This is a genomic window from Streptomyces sp. bgisy027 (assembly GCF_057710365.1).
In genome coordinates this window covers 52,752-69,050 of sequence record NZ_JBYIVZ010000021.1, presented here as the reverse complement: position 1 = coordinate 69,050, position 16,299 = coordinate 52,752, and the positions used below count along the sequence as shown (strand labels likewise).

The 16,299-nt window shown below is 69.8% G+C and carries 15 protein-coding genes; 2 read left to right on the top strand and 13 right to left on the bottom strand.

Going from position 1 to position 16,299, the window contains the following annotated elements:
- Nucleotides 1–36 precede the first annotated feature (36 nt).
- The 4 genes from AC3ETA_RS22495 to AC3ETA_RS22480 all read right to left on the bottom strand — a co-directional run bounded on the left by AC3ETA_RS22495 (nt 37) and on the right by AC3ETA_RS22480 (nt 6,379).
- A complete protein-coding gene (locus tag AC3ETA_RS22495; RefSeq protein WP_432194685.1) occupies nt 37–1,452 on the bottom strand; it encodes a sugar porter family MFS transporter in 1,416 nt (471 codons plus the stop codon).
- A 223-nt stretch (nt 1,453–1,675) separates the two neighbouring features.
- Complete coding sequence (gene smc, locus AC3ETA_RS22490) at nt 1,676–5,275, bottom strand: chromosome segregation protein SMC (protein WP_432194684.1); 3,600 nt, start codon at nt 5,273–5,275, stop codon at nt 1,676–1,678.
- A 236-nt stretch (nt 5,276–5,511) separates the two neighbouring features.
- Nucleotides 5,512–5,715 (bottom strand): hypothetical protein, encoded by a 204-nt coding sequence (locus tag AC3ETA_RS22485; protein ID WP_030048901.1) that lies wholly within the window; start codon nt 5,713–5,715, stop codon nt 5,512–5,514.
- A gap of 382 nt (nt 5,716–6,097) precedes the next feature.
- Nucleotides 6,098–6,379: an acylphosphatase gene (locus AC3ETA_RS22480; RefSeq protein ID WP_107902414.1), complete on the bottom strand. Its 282-nt coding sequence runs from the start codon at nt 6,377–6,379 to the stop codon at nt 6,098–6,100.
- 152 nt (nt 6,380–6,531) lie between these two features.
- On the opposite strand from AC3ETA_RS22480, the gene AC3ETA_RS22475 reads away from it, so the two are divergent.
- Nucleotides 6,532–7,689 (top strand): CAP domain-containing protein, encoded by a 1,158-nt coding sequence (locus AC3ETA_RS22475; RefSeq protein WP_432194683.1) that lies wholly within the window; start codon nt 6,532–6,534, stop codon nt 7,687–7,689.
- Between the two features lie 94 nt (nt 7,690–7,783).
- Here the strand turns inward: AC3ETA_RS22475 and AC3ETA_RS22470 are convergent, their stop codons facing one another.
- Nucleotides 7,784–8,374 carry a flavodoxin family protein gene (locus AC3ETA_RS22470; protein ID WP_030950741.1) on the bottom strand — a complete coding sequence of 197 codons (591 nt, stop codon included), beginning with the start codon at nt 8,372–8,374 and terminating at the stop codon, nt 7,784–7,786.
- A gap of 107 nt (nt 8,375–8,481) precedes the next feature.
- On the opposite strand from AC3ETA_RS22470, the gene AC3ETA_RS22465 reads away from it, so the two are divergent.
- Complete coding sequence (locus AC3ETA_RS22465; RefSeq protein WP_432194682.1) at nt 8,482–8,883, top strand: winged helix-turn-helix transcriptional regulator; 402 nt, start codon at nt 8,482–8,484, stop codon at nt 8,881–8,883.
- On the opposite strand, the gene mutM is transcribed toward AC3ETA_RS22465, so the two are convergent.
- From mutM to recG, 8 genes are all read right to left on the bottom strand, one after another.
- Entirely contained in the window at nt 8,856–9,716 is an 861-nt protein-coding gene (gene mutM / locus AC3ETA_RS22460; RefSeq protein WP_432194681.1) for a bifunctional DNA-formamidopyrimidine glycosylase/DNA-(apurinic or apyrimidinic site) lyase, read from the bottom strand. The genes AC3ETA_RS22465 and mutM overlap by 28 nt on opposite strands.
- Before the next feature lie 125 nt (nt 9,717–9,841).
- Nucleotides 9,842–10,630 carry a ribonuclease III gene (gene rnc / locus AC3ETA_RS22455; RefSeq protein WP_432194770.1) on the bottom strand — a complete coding sequence of 263 codons (789 nt, stop codon included), beginning with the start codon at nt 10,628–10,630 and terminating at the stop codon, nt 9,842–9,844.
- 19 nt (nt 10,631–10,649) lie between these two features.
- A complete protein-coding gene (gene rpmF / locus AC3ETA_RS22450; protein WP_003951102.1) occupies nt 10,650–10,823 on the bottom strand; it encodes a 50S ribosomal protein L32 in 174 nt (57 codons plus the stop codon).
- A gap of 2 nt (nt 10,824–10,825) precedes the next feature.
- The gene (locus AC3ETA_RS22445) at nt 10,826–11,470 is read right to left on the bottom strand and encodes a YceD family protein (protein ID WP_432194680.1); all 645 of its coding nucleotides are present in this window, start codon (nt 11,468–11,470) and stop codon (nt 10,826–10,828) included.
- 138 nt (nt 11,471–11,608) lie between these two features.
- Nucleotides 11,609–12,706 carry a F0F1 ATP synthase subunit B family protein gene (locus tag AC3ETA_RS22440; RefSeq protein WP_432194679.1) on the bottom strand — a complete coding sequence of 366 codons (1,098 nt, stop codon included), beginning with the start codon at nt 12,704–12,706 and terminating at the stop codon, nt 11,609–11,611.
- 61 nt (nt 12,707–12,767) lie between these two features.
- Nucleotides 12,768–13,247 carry a pantetheine-phosphate adenylyltransferase gene (gene coaD / locus AC3ETA_RS22435; protein ID WP_030950733.1) on the bottom strand — a complete coding sequence of 160 codons (480 nt, stop codon included), beginning with the start codon at nt 13,245–13,247 and terminating at the stop codon, nt 12,768–12,770.
- Between the two features lie 26 nt (nt 13,248–13,273).
- A complete protein-coding gene (gene rsmD / locus AC3ETA_RS22430; protein WP_432194678.1) occupies nt 13,274–13,861 on the bottom strand; it encodes a 16S rRNA (guanine(966)-N(2))-methyltransferase RsmD in 588 nt (195 codons plus the stop codon).
- A gap of 108 nt (nt 13,862–13,969) precedes the next feature.
- On the bottom strand, nt 13,970–16,177 hold the full coding sequence (gene recG, locus AC3ETA_RS22425) for an ATP-dependent DNA helicase RecG (RefSeq protein ID WP_432194677.1): 2,208 nt from the start codon (nt 16,175–16,177) through the stop codon (nt 13,970–13,972).
- Nucleotides 16,178–16,299: the final 122 nt, after the last annotated feature.

Sequence of the window (16,299 nt, the reverse complement as noted above, 5' to 3'; positions counted from 1 at the left end):
GGACTTGGCCCTTCCCCCCGGGTCCGGGTGGGCTGCTCAGCCCATGTCCTCCAGCTTCTTGCCCTTGGTCTCGGGCACGAACTTGAGGATGAAGGGGATGGAGAGGAAGGCGAACACCGCGTACATGACGTAGGTGAGCGACAGGTTCCAGTCCGCCAGGTCCGGGAAGGTGATCGTGATCAGCCAGTTGGCGATCCACTGGGCCGAGGCGGCCACGCCCAGGGCCGCGGCGCGGATCTTGTTCGGGAAGACCTCGCCGAGCATGACCCAGACGACCACGCCCCAGGACAGGGCGAAGAAGAGCACGAAGGCGTTGGCGGCGATCAGCGCCACGTAGCCCTGCGCGGTCGGCAGCGGGTCGCTGCCGTTCTGGAAGGAGAAGGCCCAGGCGGCCGCCGCGAGCGAGAGGCCCATGCCGACGGAGCCGATGAGGGCGAGCGGCTTGCGGCCGAGCCGGTCGACGAAGATCATCGCGATCACGGTGCCGATGATGTTGATGATCGAGGTCTCGAACGAGTAGAAGAAGGAGCTCGACGGGTCGACGCCCACGGACTGCCACAGCAGGTTCGAGTAGTAGAAGATGACGTTGATGCCGACCAACTGCTGGAAGACGGAGAGGCCGATACCGATCCACACGATCGGCAGCAGGCCGAACTTCCCGCCCAGCAGGTCCTTGAACGTCGACTTGTGGTCGCTCTTCATGGCCTGCTCGATCTCGGCGACGCGGCCGTCCAGGTCGACGCCGCCCTCGACGTCGGCGAGCACCTTCTTCGCGTCGGCGACGCGGCCGACGCTGATCAGGTAGCGCGGGGACTCGGGGATGGCGAAGGACAGCAGCCCGTAGATCAGCGCGGGCACGAGCATCACGCCGAGCATCCACTGCCAGGCCTCAATGCCCGCGATGGTCCCGCGCTCCTCGCCGTCCGCCATGTTCAGCAGGGCCCAGTTGACCAGCTGCGAGACGGCGATGCCGATGACGATGGCGGCTTGCTGGAAGGAGGCGAGCCGGCCGCGGTAGGCGGGCGGAGCGACCTCGGCGATGTAGGCCGGGCCGATGACCGAGGCCATACCGATGGCGATACCGCCGAGCACGCGCCAGGCGGCGAGGTCCCACGCGGCGAACGGCAGGCCGGAACCCACGGCGCTCACGGCGAACAGCACCGCCGCGATCTGCATGACGCGGATCCGGCCGATGCGGTCGGCTATGCGGCCGGCGATCGCGGCGCCGAGGGCGCTGCCGAGCAGGGCGCTGGCGGCGACCGTACCGGTGACGCCCGAGCTGAGGTCGAACCGGTCCTGGATACCGCCGTTGGCTCCGTTGATGACGGAGCTGTCATAACCGAACAGGAAGCCGCCCATGGCGGCCGCCGCGGTGATGAAGACGACGTGCCCGAGATGCTCGGGGTGGGCCGCCTTGGCTCCTGGTGTGGACGCCTGCGCTGTGCTGGTCACGTGTACTCCTCGGGCACCGGCAACGCTGCCGGGTGGGGGTCAGCCGCTTCAGGCCGTGATACCTGAAGTTAAAAGCAACGTTGGAGACCCTATGCCTTCAAGTATCTAAGTCAAGAGGGGGTCTGCTGTGACTTCGGAGACGCACTTGGGTGACATGTGTTCACTTCTTGAAGTGAAGGTGAAGAGGTGAAGGCAGACCGAGGAAGCTGGGTGCGGCCCGGCGTCAGCGCAGCTTCTGGCTGATGACCTTCGACACGCCGTCGCCCTGCATGGAGACGCCGTACAGCGCGTCGGCGACCTCCATCGTGCGCTTCTGGTGCGTGATCACGATCAGCTGCGAGGCTTCCTGGAGCTCCTGCATGATGCGGATCAGCCGCTGGAGGTTGGTGTCGTCGAGGGCGGCCTCGACCTCGTCCATGACGTAGAACGGGCTCGGCCGGGCCTTGAAGATGGACACCAGCATCGCGACGGCGGTGAGTGAACGCTCACCACCCGAGAGCAGCGACAGCCGCTTGACCTTCTTGCCCGGCGGGCGCGCCTCGACGTCGACACCCGTGGTGAGCATGTTGTCGGGGTCGGTCAGGATCAACCGTCCCTCACCGCCCGGGAACAGCCGGCTGAAGACGCCCTCGAACTCCCGGGCCGTGTCCCAGTACGCCTCGGTGAAGACCTGCTCGACGCGTTCGTCGACCTCCTTGACGACCTGGAGCAGGTCGGCACGGGTCTTCTTCAGGTCCTCGAGCTGCTCGCTGAGGAACTTGTGCCGCTCCTCCAGCGCCGCGAACTCCTCCAGGGCGAGCGGGTTGACCTTGCCGAGCTGCTGGTAGGCACGCTCGGCGGCCTTGAGCCGCTTCTCCTGCTCGGCCCGCACGAACGCCTTGGGCTGGTTGCGGGGGTGCTCGGGGTCGTCGGGCAACTGCTCGCCCTCGGCGGCCAGGGACGGCGGCACGAGCTGGTGGGGGCCGTACTCGGAGACGAGCCCGGCGGGTTCCACGCCCAGCTCCTCCAGCGCCTTGGTCTCCAGCTGCTCGATCCGCATCCGCTTCTCGGCGCCGAGGACCTCGCCGCGGTGCACGGAGTCGGTCAGCTTGTCGAGTTCGGCCTTGAGGTCACGGCCGGCGCCACGGGCGGCCGTCAGCTCCTGCTCCCGCAGGGCCTTGGCGGCCTCGGCCGCGCCACGCTCCTCCTCGGCGCGGGCGAGGGAGACCTCGACGTGCGCCAGCAGCTGCCGCGCACCGGAGGCGACGGCCTCCGCGACGGCCGCCTCGTGGCGCAGCCGCGCCCGCCGCTGCTCGGCACGCGCGCGTGCCTCGCGTTCGGCGCGGGCGGCCCGGTCCAGGGAGTCGGCCCGTCCGGCCAGTCCCTTGACCCGCTCCTCGTGCGTACGGACCTGGAGGCGGGCCTCCATCTCGGTCTGCCTGGCGTTGGCGCCGTCGGCGGCGAGCCGGTCCCGCACCGAGGTGTCGGGCTCCTCCTCGACCGGCATCTCCTCGGCCACGGCGAGCCGCTCGGCCAGTTCCTCGGCGTCCATGAGCGCCTTGTCGAGGGCCTCCTGGGCCCGCGCGGCGGCGGCGACGGACCGCTCTGCCTCCCCCGCGGCACCACGCGCCTGCCCGGCGAGCCGGCCGAGCTGCTGTGCCACGGACGACTTCTCCCGGTCGGCCGCCCTGCGCCGCTCCCCCACTTCCTCGACGAGTGCCGCGCAGTCCTTGCGCCGCTCGGTGGCCGCGTGCTGCGCTTCGGTGAGCTCCTCGCAGCGGACCGCCAGCTCTTCCAGCTCGGTTGCGGCCTCGTCCACGGACGCCTGCACTTCGAGGAGGCTGGGGGCACCGGCGGAACCGCCGTGCGCGAAGTGACCGCCGAGGAGGTCGCCCTCGGCGGTCACGGCGGTGAGATGGGGGTGGGTGTAGACGAGGTCTTCGGCTTCTTCGAGGGTGCCGACGACGACGATGCCGTGGAGGAGACGTCGGATGGCGGGCACGAGGTCGGAGGGGGCGCGGACGAAATCGGCAGCGCACTGTTGCCGGGCGTCCGCGGGTTCGCCGTGGCTGGTCGCGCCGTTCCCCGCACCCCTGAGGGGCGTTGTCGCGCCGCTGTCCTCCGGCGCTCCCGCCAACAGCAGGGACGCCCGCCCGCCGTCCTGCTTGCGGAGCAGGCGGATGGCCTCGGCCGCCGCCGACGGAGAAGCCACCGCGATCGCGTCCGCCGCCGCTCCGAACGCCGCCGCCAACGGGATCTCGTAGCCCGGTGTCACAGTCAGGAGTTCCGCAGCAGGGCCCAGCAGCCCTGTGAGGCGATCCTCCGCGCCGAGCAGCGCTCCCGTGCCGTCCTTGCGGCGCAGGCCCAGCGCCAGCGCCTCGTGGCGGGCCTGGGTCGCGGCACGCCTGCGTTCCGTCGCGGTGGCCGCCTCGCGGGCCGCCGTCAGGGCGGCCTCCGCCTCCGCGAGCTGTGCCTTCGCCGTGTCGTGCTGCTCGGCGAGTTCCGCGTCGCCGGCGTCCAGGCCGTCGACCTCGGCCTTGAGCGCCTCGTACTCCTCCTGGGCGGCGACGGCCCGCTCCTGCGCCTCGTCCCGGGCGGCGGCAAGGCGGTCGATCTCGGACTGGGCGGACGCGGCACGCGAACGGGCCGCGTTGACCTGGCCGTTCAGCCGGGCGAGGCCCTCACGGCGGTCGGCGATGGCGCGGGCGACGTCCTTGAGCCGGCGTTCCTCGAGGCCGAGTTCACGCTCCAGCTCGGCGCGGTGGGCGACCGTGTCCTCCAGCGCCCGCTCGGCCGCTTCGAGGGCCGCCTCCAGCTCCGCCTCCTGCTCACGGATGCGGGCGGCCTCGCGCTCCATGTCCTCGGGGTCGCGGCCCCGACGCTCCTCCGGCGGCGTGGACGTCGCGCTCTTCACGCGTGCGTCGGCCAGCGAGATCGTGCCGCGCACCCGCTCGGCGAGCTGGGACAGCTCGTACCAGGTCTGCTGGGCCTGCTGGAGGCGCGGGGTGAGCCGGCGGACCTCGTCCTCCAGGAGGGCCTCGCGCTGGAGGGCCTTCTTCAGCTCCTGCTCGGCGGCCTCCTTGCGCTCCTTGAGCGCGGCCTCGTCGGCGACCTCGGTCCGGAGCGCCTCCCGCAGCCGTACGAGATCGTCGGCGAGGAGGCGCAGACGGGCGTCGCGCAGGTCCGCCTGGATGACGGCGGCCCTGCGTGCGACGGCCGCCTGACGGCCCAGCGGCTTGAGCTGGCGGCGCAGTTCGTCCGTGAGGTCCTGCACGCGCGCGAGGTTGGCCTGCATCGCGTCCAGCTTGCGCAGCGCCTTCTCCTTGCGCTTGCGGTGCTTGAGGACGCCGGCCGCCTCCTCGATGAAGGCGCGGCGGCCCATGGGGTCCGCGTGCAGGACGGAGTCGAGCTGGCCCTGGCCGACGATGACGTGCATCTCGCGGCCGATGCCGGAGTCGGAGAGCAGTTCCTGGATGTCCAGGAGGCGACAGGTGTCACCGTTGATCTGGTACTCGCTGCCGCCGTTGCGGAACATGATCCGCGTGATGGTGACCTCGGAGTACTCGATGGGCAGCGCCCCGTCGGAGTTGTCGATGGTCAGCGACACCTCGGCGCGGCCCAGCGGCGGGCGGCCGGTGGTGCCGGCGAAGATGACGTCCTCCATCTTGCCGCCGCGCAGCGACTTGGCACCCTGCTCGCCCATGACCCAGCTGAGCGCGTCCACGACATTCGACTTGCCCGAGCCGTTCGGTCCGACGACGCACGTGATGCCCGGCTCGAACCGGAGCGTGGTCGCCGAGGCGAACGACTTGAACCCTCTCAGGGTCAGGGCCTTGAGGTGCACGCCGGTGGACTCTACCTTCCGGGGAAGTCTCGCTCCATGAACGCACGGTTTCACCGGTGAACGTGCAGGGCACACCAGACGTTAAAGAGGGTGAAAGGATGCGGGGGAAAGAAAGAAGGGACGCCGAAGCGTCCCTTGCAACTTCTGACGGCTGGACAGATCCAGTCATCTGACAACTTAGCGGTTGATACGGGCCGCCCAACCACTGCTGTTGCTGTTGTGGAGCGATGCAGTGATCAGGTGAGCGCAGGCTCCGCCTGGTGTGCGTCGATGCTCTCCATGATCCTGTCGTGAGAAGCGGCAGCCGTCAGCGCGTCGTTCTCGGCCTGGATCCGACCGAGCTCGGACTCGAGGTCCTGGACACGCTGCTGGAGCCGTCGCATCTCGGCGAGGAGTCGAGGGTCGGAGCCGCCGACGTAACCGAGAAGCGCCTTTGCCATGATGGATGGTCCTCCACACTGAGTGACCGACCGATGCGGTGTGGGTCGTGAGGGATTCGCACCCGCGGTTGCTTGGCAGGCCTGGAGTTGTGCTGCCGTTCAGCCACGCCAAACAGCTAGGGTGCGCGGGGCTTTCAGCGTCTCACCAAAAAGTTTGACGGTCAACACGATCACGCCCCGTATTGGCGGGTGAACCCGGCGGCACACGCCCACAAACGGCGACGTGGCGACTCCTGCGGGGCCCTCGGGGCGTGACGATCATCCTTGAGTGCGGAGCCTGCCACCACGAGCCGTTCTTGGCAACCACCTGCCCATTTCTGCTCGGGGCAGTTGCCGGTGGCAGGTCCCTCCGCTTGCGCCTGGGTCTGTTCACAGAAACGAGTCAGCGGATGGCGAAGCCGTCGTAACCCCCGCGGGGTGTGTCCCAGATCTCGGTGACACCGTCCACCCGCCCGGGCGTGTCGCTGCCCTGGAGCCAGTCGAGGAGCCCCTCGCAGCCACCGCGGGGACCCTCCGCGACCACTTGGACCCGGCCGTCGTCCAAATTGAGAGCAAAACCACTCAGGCCGCCGATCTCCAGGGCCTTGGCCCGCGTGAACCAGCGAAAACCCACACCTTGGACGCGTCCACGCACCCAGGCGACCAACCGCACATCCTCGCTCATGACTGCAACCTAACGGGCCAATGTCTCCCGGGGCACTCCTTCCTCTGGCGCCATGCGGTACCGTCCCCACCCAATGAATCTCATATGAAACTCACTCGATCGTGTGAGTTGTGTGAGGACGTTGAGACCGCAGGGACGAGGAAGGCCAGGACATGGGACGCCACCGACGCTCCGCCGCCGGCCGCGCCGCCACGGGCCGCGCCACGGGGGTCACCCATACGGACGGCTCCTACACGGAGAGCCACGACCCGCTGGACTCGTACGCCGGCGACCGATCGACGAGGGGCATCGCGCCCTATCTGCACCAGGAGCAGCAGGAGGCGTACGCCGAGGCGTCCGCCAGAAGCGACGCGTACCTCTTCGCGACGGAAGAGGACTACGCACGGTTCAACGACACCACCGCGTTCCCGGTCGACGAGACCGGCGCCTTCCGGAGCGAGGGCTTCTCGCCCGACTCCGGCGCCCGGCGTCCCGGGGGCTCGCACCGCCGCCGCAAGAAGAAGGCCGTGGCTCCGGTGAAGACCGGGCTGCTCGGCGTCTCCGCCGCGGTCGCCATCGGCACGGTCGCGGTGGCCGCGGGCGTGGTGCCCGGCATCGACAACTACCAGCTCGGCGGTGGCAGCGGCACGGACCGGGCACAGTCGGCCGGCTCCCCGACGAACTCCCCCGCCGAGCAGGGCGGCACCTCGGGCAGCGCGGACCGGGACGACAGCGGCGGCTCGACGAGCCGTGACGTACAGCGGCCGTCCTCGCCGGCTCCGTCGACCACGTCGGCCGCGCCGACGAAGACCCCTTCGAAGAAGCCCTCGGCCACGCCCAGCGAGAAGCCGAAGGACACGCCTTCGCGCGAGGCCACGAAGGCGCCCGAGAAGCAGAGCAAGAAGCCGCCGAAGTCCGACGAGCAGACCAGCGTCCCCGTGACCGTGTCCGCCGAGGCGGCCGCCGCGGCCGAGGTGCTCCGGCTCGTGAACGAGGAGCGCGCGCAGGTCGGATGCAGCCCGGTCGCGGCCAACAGCGCGCTCGCCGATCTCGCCCAGGACTTCAGCGAGGCCATGGCCGATCAGGGCTTCTTCGACCACACCGACCCGGGCGGGGCCTCCCCGTGGGACCGGGCCGCGAAGGCCGGCGTGAGCGACCTCGGCGGCGAGAACATAGCCCGCGGCCAGGCCGACGCCGCCGCGGTCATGGAAGCCTGGATGAACAGCCCGGGCCACAAGGCCAACATCCTGAACTGCGACTTCAAGACCCTCGGTGTCGGCGTCCGCATCGGCGCGGGCGGACCTTGGTGGACGCAGGACTTCGGCTACTAGGCAGACCGCTCACGACGGCGGCCCGTCTGCGACAAGGGGCTCCCACCCGGTGACGACCGGGTGGGAGCCCCTTTGTGCGTGGGTGGTCGCGCGGCTACGCGGCGATCGCGGCGCGGCCCAGGGCGAACGTCTTCGCGGTCTCGGTCACCCGGCGGCCCAGGTGCTCGGCCGTCGCCACGTCGGCCTTGTGGACGGCGTCGGGCCCCTGGTCGGCGTTGGTCTGCGCGGCGGCGCCGGCGAAGAAGCCGAGGCGGTTGATGTCGTGCTCGGAGCCGGCGCTGCTGTTCCAGCCGGGGAGCAGGCCGAGGTTGACCCAGTGCATGCCGAGCTGGGCGGCCAGGATCTGGAAGAACTGGAGGGTGTGCAGCTTGTCGCCGCTCTTGGAGGCGGAGTTGGTGAAGCCGGCGGCCAGCTTGTCCGTCCAGGCCCGCTCGGCCCAGCGCTTGGAGGTGGCCTCGGCGAAGACGTGGAAGGCACCGGACGCGGTGCCCATGTAGGTCGGCGAGCCGAACACGATGGCGTCCGAGGCGTCGAGGATCGCCCACTGCTCCTCGGTGATCTCGTCCACCTTGATCAGGTGCACCTCGGCACCGGCCTCGACGGCACCGGCACGGACGGCCTCGGCGATGACGGCGGTGTGGCCGAAGCCGGAGTGGTAGGCGATGGAGACGACAGGGGTGGTCACGTGGGTACTCCTGGGATAGGCAGCTCACTGGCAATGACGAAAGGAAAGCACTATCTCTTGGTTAGTGCAATCTCCCAGTAAGCGCTGTGTTCGAGTACGCTTCAGTCATGGACACCACGGAGCAGCTCATGGAGGCGCAGGACCTCCCGTACAACGTGTTCGCCAAGGCCTGCCCCTCGCGCGTCACGCTGGAGCACGTCACGGGCCGCTGGGGCGGACTGACCCTGGGTGCCCTGTACGACGGCTCGCTGCGCTTCAACGAGCTGCGCCGCCGGGTCGACGGCGTCAGCGAGAAGATGCTGTCGCAGACGCTGCACGCCCTGGAGCGCGACGGCCTGGTGCGCCGCGACGCCCAGCCGACGAATCCGCCGCGGGTCGACTACGAACTGACGCCGCTGGGGCGCGGGGTCGCCGAGCGGCTGCTGAGCCTCATCCACTTCGTGGAGGGGCAGATGGACGACGTGCTCGCAGCACGCCGGAACTACGACGGGACGCGCGGCGCCCTCTGACACTTCGGGCAGAAGTAGCTGGACCTGTTCATCCAGGGCCGCCGGCGCATCGGCGTACCGCACCGCTTGCAGGGCAGCCCCTCACGGCCGTACGCGTCGAGTGAGCGGTCGAAGTAGCCCGACTCGCCGTTGACGTTGACGTACAGGCTGTCGAAGCTGGTGCCGCCCACCGCGAGGGCCGCGTTCATCACGTCCCGTACGTGACCCAGGAGTTCCTGGGTGCGGGGGCGGGTGAAGGTACCCGTGGGGCGCTCGTAGTGCAGACGGGCGCGCCAAAGGGCCTCGTCCGCATAGATGTTGCCGACGCCGCTGATCAACGACTGGTCGAGCAGGGCCCGTTTGACGGTGCTGCGCTTGCGGCGCAGAGCCTGGTGGAAGGCCTCGTCGTCGAAGAGCGGGTCGAGTGGGTCGCGCGCGATGTGCGCGATGACGTCGGGCAGTCCGTCCGGGGTGTTGTCGTGCAACGACAGTCCGCCGAAGGTGCGTTGGTCCACGAACCGCAACTCGGTGTCGAGCGCGTCCGCGAACCGCACCCGGATCCGGAGGTGCTTCTCGTCCGGCGCGGTGTGCGGCTGGACCAGCAGCTGACCGCTCATGCCGAGGTGCGCCAGGACCGACTGCCCGGTGTCCTCCAGGGGCAGCCACAGGTACTTGCCGCGGCGGCTGGGGACGCCGACGCGGTGCCCCTTGAGCCGGTGCGCGAAGTCGTCCGCGCCGGCGATGTGCCGCCGTACGGCACGCGGGTGCAGCACCTCGGCGTCGGCGACCGTGCGATGGGCGACCCACCGCTCCAGGCCACGCCGTACGACCTCGACCTCGGGCAACTCGGGCATCGGATCCCCTGTACACCTGCGACGGGACGTAGGGCTGTCGCACCCCTGTGCGTCCCGCGGAGCCTGCTGAATGGGCCGAGCGCCCGCCCCGGCGAAGGGTCGGGCGCTCGGATCGCGCTGTTCGGTCAGGCGGAGGCGGACGGCGCGTCGGCGTCGTCCCCGGCGGCGTTCTCGGCCGCCTTCCTGGCGCGCTCGTCCGCGGCGGCCTTGATGGACCGCCACGCGGACTCAGCGGCCTGCTGCTCCGCCTCCTTCTTGCTGCGGCCGGTGCCGGTGCCGTACGAGACGCCTCCGACGCGGGCGGCAGCAGTGAAGGTCTTCTCGTGGTCGGGGCCGGTCTCCGTGACCAGGTACTCGGGTACACCGAGCCCCTCGGTCGCGGTGAGCTCCTGGAGACTGGTCTTCCAGTCCAGGCCGGCTCCGAGGTTCGAGGACTTCTCGATCAGGGGGTCGAACAGGCGGTGCACCAGCTCCGCCGCCGAGTCCAGGCCCTGGTCGAGATAGACCGCGCCGATCACCGCTTCCAGGGTGTCGGCGAGGATGGACGCCTTGTCCCGGCCGCCCGTGCCCTCTTCACCACGGCCGAGCCGGATGAAGGAGCCCAGGTCGAGCCCACGGCCGACCTCCGCCAGCGCACGCGAATTGACCACCGCGGCCCGCAGCTTGGCCAGCTGGCCCTCGGGCAGGTCGGGGTGGGTTCGGTACAGCGTGTCCGTGACCACGAGCCCCAGGACGGAGTCCCCGAGGAACTCCAGCCGCTCGTTGGTCGGCAGACCGCCGTTCTCGTACGCGTAGGAACGGTGGGTCAGCGCACGCACCAGAAGGGCGGACTCGAGCTTGTACCCGAGCCGCCCTTCCAACAGCGTGTGGGACGAGGCCTGGTTGTCCGCTGCGTTCTTCTTCGGCGTGGACACAGTGCCTCTCACCAGCCGCTCAGACCTCGAGGACCTGGCGCTTGTTGTAGGTGCCGCAAGACGGGCACGCGATGTGCTGCTGCTTGGGCTCGTGGCAGCGCTCGCACGCAACCAGGGTGGGGACCGCAGCCTTCCACTGCGACCGGCGGTGGCGCGTGTTGCTGCGCGACATCTTCCGCTTCGGAACAGCCACGGCTACTTCTCCTGCTTCTCGTCGACGCCCGCTTCCGCGTCGGCGCCGCTCATCTCGTCCTTCTCGCCGTCTCCGAGTGAACCGGCGAGTCCCTGCAGTGCCGCCCAACGGATGTCGACGGCGTCGTGATGGTGGTCCGGGTCGTCCGCCAGCCGGGCTCCGCACTCGGAGCACAGGCCGGGACAGTCTTCCTGGCACACCGGCTGCATCGGCAGTGCGAGCACCACCGCATCACGCAGCACTGGTTCGAGGTCGAACAGGCCGTCCTCGAGAAAGAGTCTGTCCTCGTCGTCCTCGGCGTCGTCGCCGGGCTCCGCGTGGACGCGGCCCCGGTCGTCGGCGTCAGGGTACGAGAACATCTCCTGGAATTCCGCTTCGACGTCGAGCTGAAGCGGCTCCAGACACCTTACGCACTCCCCCTCGGCCTGTGCACGGGCGGTGCCTGTGACAAGCACCCCTTCCATGACCGACTCGAGCCGGAGTTCGAGCTCGACCGGGGCGCCTTCCGGCACTCCGACGACTCCCTGGACACCGAAGTCCTTGGGGGCGTCGATCGTACGGGTCAGGCGCTGCAGCGCACCGGGCCGCCGGCCCAGCTCGTGTGTGTCGAACACGAGAGGGTTGCGGTGGTCGAGGCGGGCTGTCACGCCGTTCCTGCTTTCGATCTGCTGAGCTCAGGGGGTCACTGCCCGTCGGTGTTCCTGGGCAGCGTTGATCGCGGACGTACGCGCGACCGAAGAGCCAGGATACTGGACCTTTCGCTCACGGCCCAATCCGGTGGTCCCTTACTGGCCGCGCCCCTGCTCGTAGGCCCTCAGCTGCTCCGGCGTGATCATGCTCGTGTCGAAGAGGCTGGTCTCGTCGAGGGCGTACGACTGGTGGTCGCCCTGCTGGGCCTGCTGCTGGTCGTAGCCCGCCTGCTGGGCGTCGTAGCCCTGGTAGCCGTAGGGATCGGCCTGCTGGTAGCCGTACGGGTCCTGCTGCTGGGCGTAGGCCTGCTGCGGGTAGCCGCCGTAGGTGTCCGTCTGCTGGACGGGGGCACCTCCCGCCGGAGCGTAGCCGGAGGTGGGGGAGTACGCCGGCTGCACGGGGTGCGGGTCGTACTGCGGCTGTGCCGGTACGGCCGCCGACGGCTGCTCGGCCGGGGCCGCCGGGGTGTCCCGTTCCGCGAGCGCGGCGAGGTCGGCGAGGTAGTCGGCGTCGCTGGAGTGCTGGACGGTGCCGAGGTCGTCGGCGAGGGCGCCCAGGTCGTCGGTGGCGATCCGGCCGTGCAGCTTCTGCCGGCCGCGGCCGACGGCCTCCAGGGTCTTGGCGAGGACGGCCTCGAAGGCGCCGAGCTTGGCGTCGACGTACTGGTCGGCCGTGCGGCGCAGGGTCTCCGGGTCGTGGCTGCGCTCGGGGGCGTCCTCGTCCTCGTAGCCCTGCTCGTCGAGGCCGGGCCCGGTGCCGAGGAGCTTCTCGCGGCCGCGGCCGACGGAGCCGAGGGTCTTGGTGAGGACGACCTCGAAGTTGGCGAGCTTGGAGTCGACGTAGTCGTCGGCCTCGGCGCGGACGTCCTCGGCCTCCTTGCGCGCCTCGGCGAGGATGCGGTCGCCCTCGGCCTGGGAGCGGCGGGCGACCTCGGTGTCGGAGATCAGCGAGCCGCGCTCGGCGTGCGCCTGGCCGATGATGCGCTCGGCCTCCTGACGGGCCTGCTCGACCATCTGCTCGCGGTCGCCGATCAGCTCCTGGGCCTGGGCGAGGGAGCCGGGCAGGGCCGCACGGACCTCTTCCAGCAGGGAGAGCAGTTCGGCGCGGTTGACCACGCACGAGGCCGACATCGGCATCGACCGGGCACCTGAGACCGCCGTGACGATCTCGTCGAGCTTGTTCTGTACGTCCACCGTGTGCTCGCCACTCTCTACAGCTGTGATGGAGACGGACGGAACGACTGTAGCCGCCCGTTCAGCCTTGGCGCAGACGCTTGTTGAGGGCCTCCAGCACGACCGGCGGCACCAGGTGGGACACATCGCCGCCCCATGTGGCGACCTCCTTCACCAGCGAGGAGGACAGGAAGCTGTACGTGGGGTTGGTCGGCACGAAGAGCGTCTCCACTCCGGACAGACCGTTGTTCATCTGCGCCATCTGCAACTCGTAGTCGAAGTCGCTGACCGCGCGCAGGCCCTTCACGATGGCCGGGATGTCGCGCTGCTTGCAGAAGTCGACCAGGAGGCCGTGGAAGGCCTCGATCCGGACGTTGCCGTACTCGGCGGTGACCTCGCGGATCAGGTCGAGCCGCTCCTCGACCTCGAACAGGCCCTTCTTGGCCTTGTTGATCATGACTGCGACATAGACCTCGTCGTACAGCCTGGAGGCGCGGGAAATGATGTCGAGGTGTCCGTTGGTGATCGGGTCGAACGACCCCGGGCATACGGCGCGGCGCACTTGTGATCCCTCGCTCTCCGGTCCGGTCATCGTGCGTCTTCGCACGTAGAGGCGGCGCGACCGTACCAAAACGTTCCCTCGCCGTAACGGCGGGCCCGGATCGCTTCGAATCCGTCGGGCCACCGGAATTCCCCGCCTCTGGTGCTGCGCTCCACGGTGACGAGCGCCTGCGGCGCGAGCCAGCCCCCTGAGCGGAGTGTGAGCAGAATCTCGCGAAGATCGTGATCTGTGACTCGGTACGGGGGGTCGAGGAAGACGATGTCGTACGGCTCGGCCGGCGCCGGGGTCTGGATGATCTGTTCTGCTTTGCCCGATCTCACCTCGGCGCCGGGGAGGCCGAGGTTCTTGACGTTCTCGCGGACGATGCGGGCCGCTCGCGCGTCGGCTTCGACGAGGAGCGTGTGGCTCGCGCCGCGGGAGAGTGCCTCCAGACCGACGGCGCCCGAGCCCGCGTATAGATCGAGGACTCGTTCGCCGTCCAGAGGGCCTGCGAGGAGGGACTGCCAGGTGGAGAAGAGGCCCTCGCGTGCGCGGTCGGAAGTGGGGCGGGTGCCGCTACCTGGCGGAACGGCGAGGCGACGTCCGCCTGCTGCGCCGGCGATCACGCGGGTCATCTTTGGTCCTTGGTTGTGGGCGACTGCAGGTTCATTGTGGCTGGTCGCGCCCGCGCGGCGGAAGCCGCATAGTCCATACAGCCCCGCGCCCCTTGAGGTAGGTCCGCTTCACCCCTTCTCCAAGTACTGCTCTCTCTCCTCGTCCAAAAGGGCGTCCAGGGCCGTCCGTAGACCAGGGAGATCGGTCAGCTCCGGATCGGCCTCCACCACCGTCATCGCCTCCTCCCTCGCCTCCGCGATGACCTCCTCGTCCTCGATGACGGCGAGGACCCGCAGGGAGGTACGCGCGCCGGACTGGGCCTGGCCGAGGACGTCGCCCTCGCGGCGCTGTTCGAGGTCGATGCGGGAGAGCTCGAAGCCGTCGAGAGTGGCGGCGACGGCGCCCAGGCGCTGGCGGGCCGCGCTTGCCTCCGGCATCTCGGTGACCAGGAGGCACAGGCCCGGCGCCGAGCCACGGCCGACGCGGCCGCGCAGCTGGTGGAGCTGGGAGACGCCGAATCGGTCGGCGTCCATGATCACCATCGCGGTGGCGTTGGGGACGTTCACACCGACCTCGATGACCGTCGTGGCGACCAGCACGTCCGTCTCGCCGGCGGCGAATCGGCGCATGACGGCGTCCTTGTCGTCGGGGTGCATCCGGCCGTGCAGGACCTCGACCTTCAGACCCTGGAGCGGTCCCTTGGCGAGGTGGTCCGCCACGTCGAGGACGGCGAGCGGCGGGCGCTTCTCGGCCTCGTCCTCGGGGGACTTCTTCCTGCCGGCCTTCTTCGGGTCGTCCTCCTCGTCGCCGATGCGGGGGCACACGACGTACGCCTGATGGCCGTTGCCGACCTCCTCGCGCACCCGCTCCCAGGCGCGGGCCAGGAAGTGGGGCTTGTCGGCTGCCGGGACGACATGGGAGGCGATGGGCGAGCGGCCGGCCGGGAGCTGGTCGAGGACCGAGGTCTCCAGGTCGCCGAAGACCGTCATCGCGACCGTGCGCGGAATGGGCGTCGCCGTCATGACGAGCAGATGGGGCGGTTGTCTGCCCTTGCCGCGCAGGGCATCACGCTGCTCCACACCGAACCGGTGCTGTTCGTCGACGACGACCAGGCCGAGGTCGTGGAACTGCACCTTGTCCTCGATCAGCGCGTGCGTGCCGATGACGATCCCGGCCTCGCCGGTGACGAGGTCGAGCAGCGCCTGGCGCCGGGCGGCCGCGCCCATGGAACCGGTCAGCAGCACCACCTTGGTGGCCTGCTCGGCGCCGCCCAGCATCCCGCCCTCGGCGAGCTCGCCCATCATCTCGACGACCGACCGGTGATGCTGCTGGGCCAGCACCTCGGTGGGCGCGAGCATGGCGGCCTGTCCGCCCGCGTCGACGACGGCGAGCATGGCGCGCAGGGCCACCATCGTCTTCCCGGATCCGACCTCTCCCTGGAGCAGCCGGTGCATGGGGTGCTCGGTGGCGAGGTCGTCGAAGATCTCCTTCGAGACCTTCTGCTGGCCCTCGGTGAGGGTGAAGGGGAGGCGGGCGTCGAAGGCGGTCAGGAGGCCGTCGGGGCTGGGGCGGCGGGCGAGGGCGGGGAGTTGGGCGTCGGCGAAGCGGCGGCGGGCCAGGGCGACCTGGAGGACGAAGGCCTCGTCCCACTTGAGGCGGGAGCGGGCGTCCTCGATGTCGGCCTTGGTGTGCGGGCGGTGGATCTTGAGGAGTGCCTCGGGCAGGGTGACCAGGCCGCGGCCCTCCCTCAGGGTGCCGGGGAGCGGGTCGACGGCTTCCTGCGCGCTGGGCAGGACCGTCTGGATCGCCTTGCCGATCTTCCAGGACTCCAGCTTGGCGGTGGCGGGGTAGATGGGGATCAGGGCGCCGGCCCAGGTCTCCACGGTCTCCTCGGAGTCTCCGCGCAGCAACTCGTAGGCCGGGTGGGCCAGTTGGAGTCGGCGGTTGAAGACGGAGACCTTGCCCGCGAACATCGCGCGGGTGCCCGGCAGGAGCTCCTTGTGGGGCTTGTGAACGCCGTTGCCGAAGAAGACCAGTTGGAGGCGGCCGCTGCCGTCGGTGATCGTGACTTCGAGGCGCTGGCCCTTGCCGCGGGGTGCCTTGCTGGAGGCGAAGGTGTGCAGGCGGGCGTCGGCGACCATGGCGACCACGGTGACGTGCTCGTCCATGGGGAGGTCGGCGAGGTGAGTGAGCTGGCCGCGCTCCTCGTATCTGCGCGGATAGTGGTGCAGCAGGTCGCCCACGGTGTGCAGGCCGAGATGCTCGGCCATCACCTTCGCGGTGGGAGGGCCGAGCACTTTCTTCAGTGGTTCTTCCAGTGCGGGCACGAGATCCATTCCACACCACGCCACTGACAAAGCCGTAGAGGCCGCTGCGGCCGTCCCGGTAAACGTCCCGGAAAGCCCTGGTCAGGCGGTTCGTTTCGGCTCTAGGATGGCGCGCTCCGGCCATCCTTTCG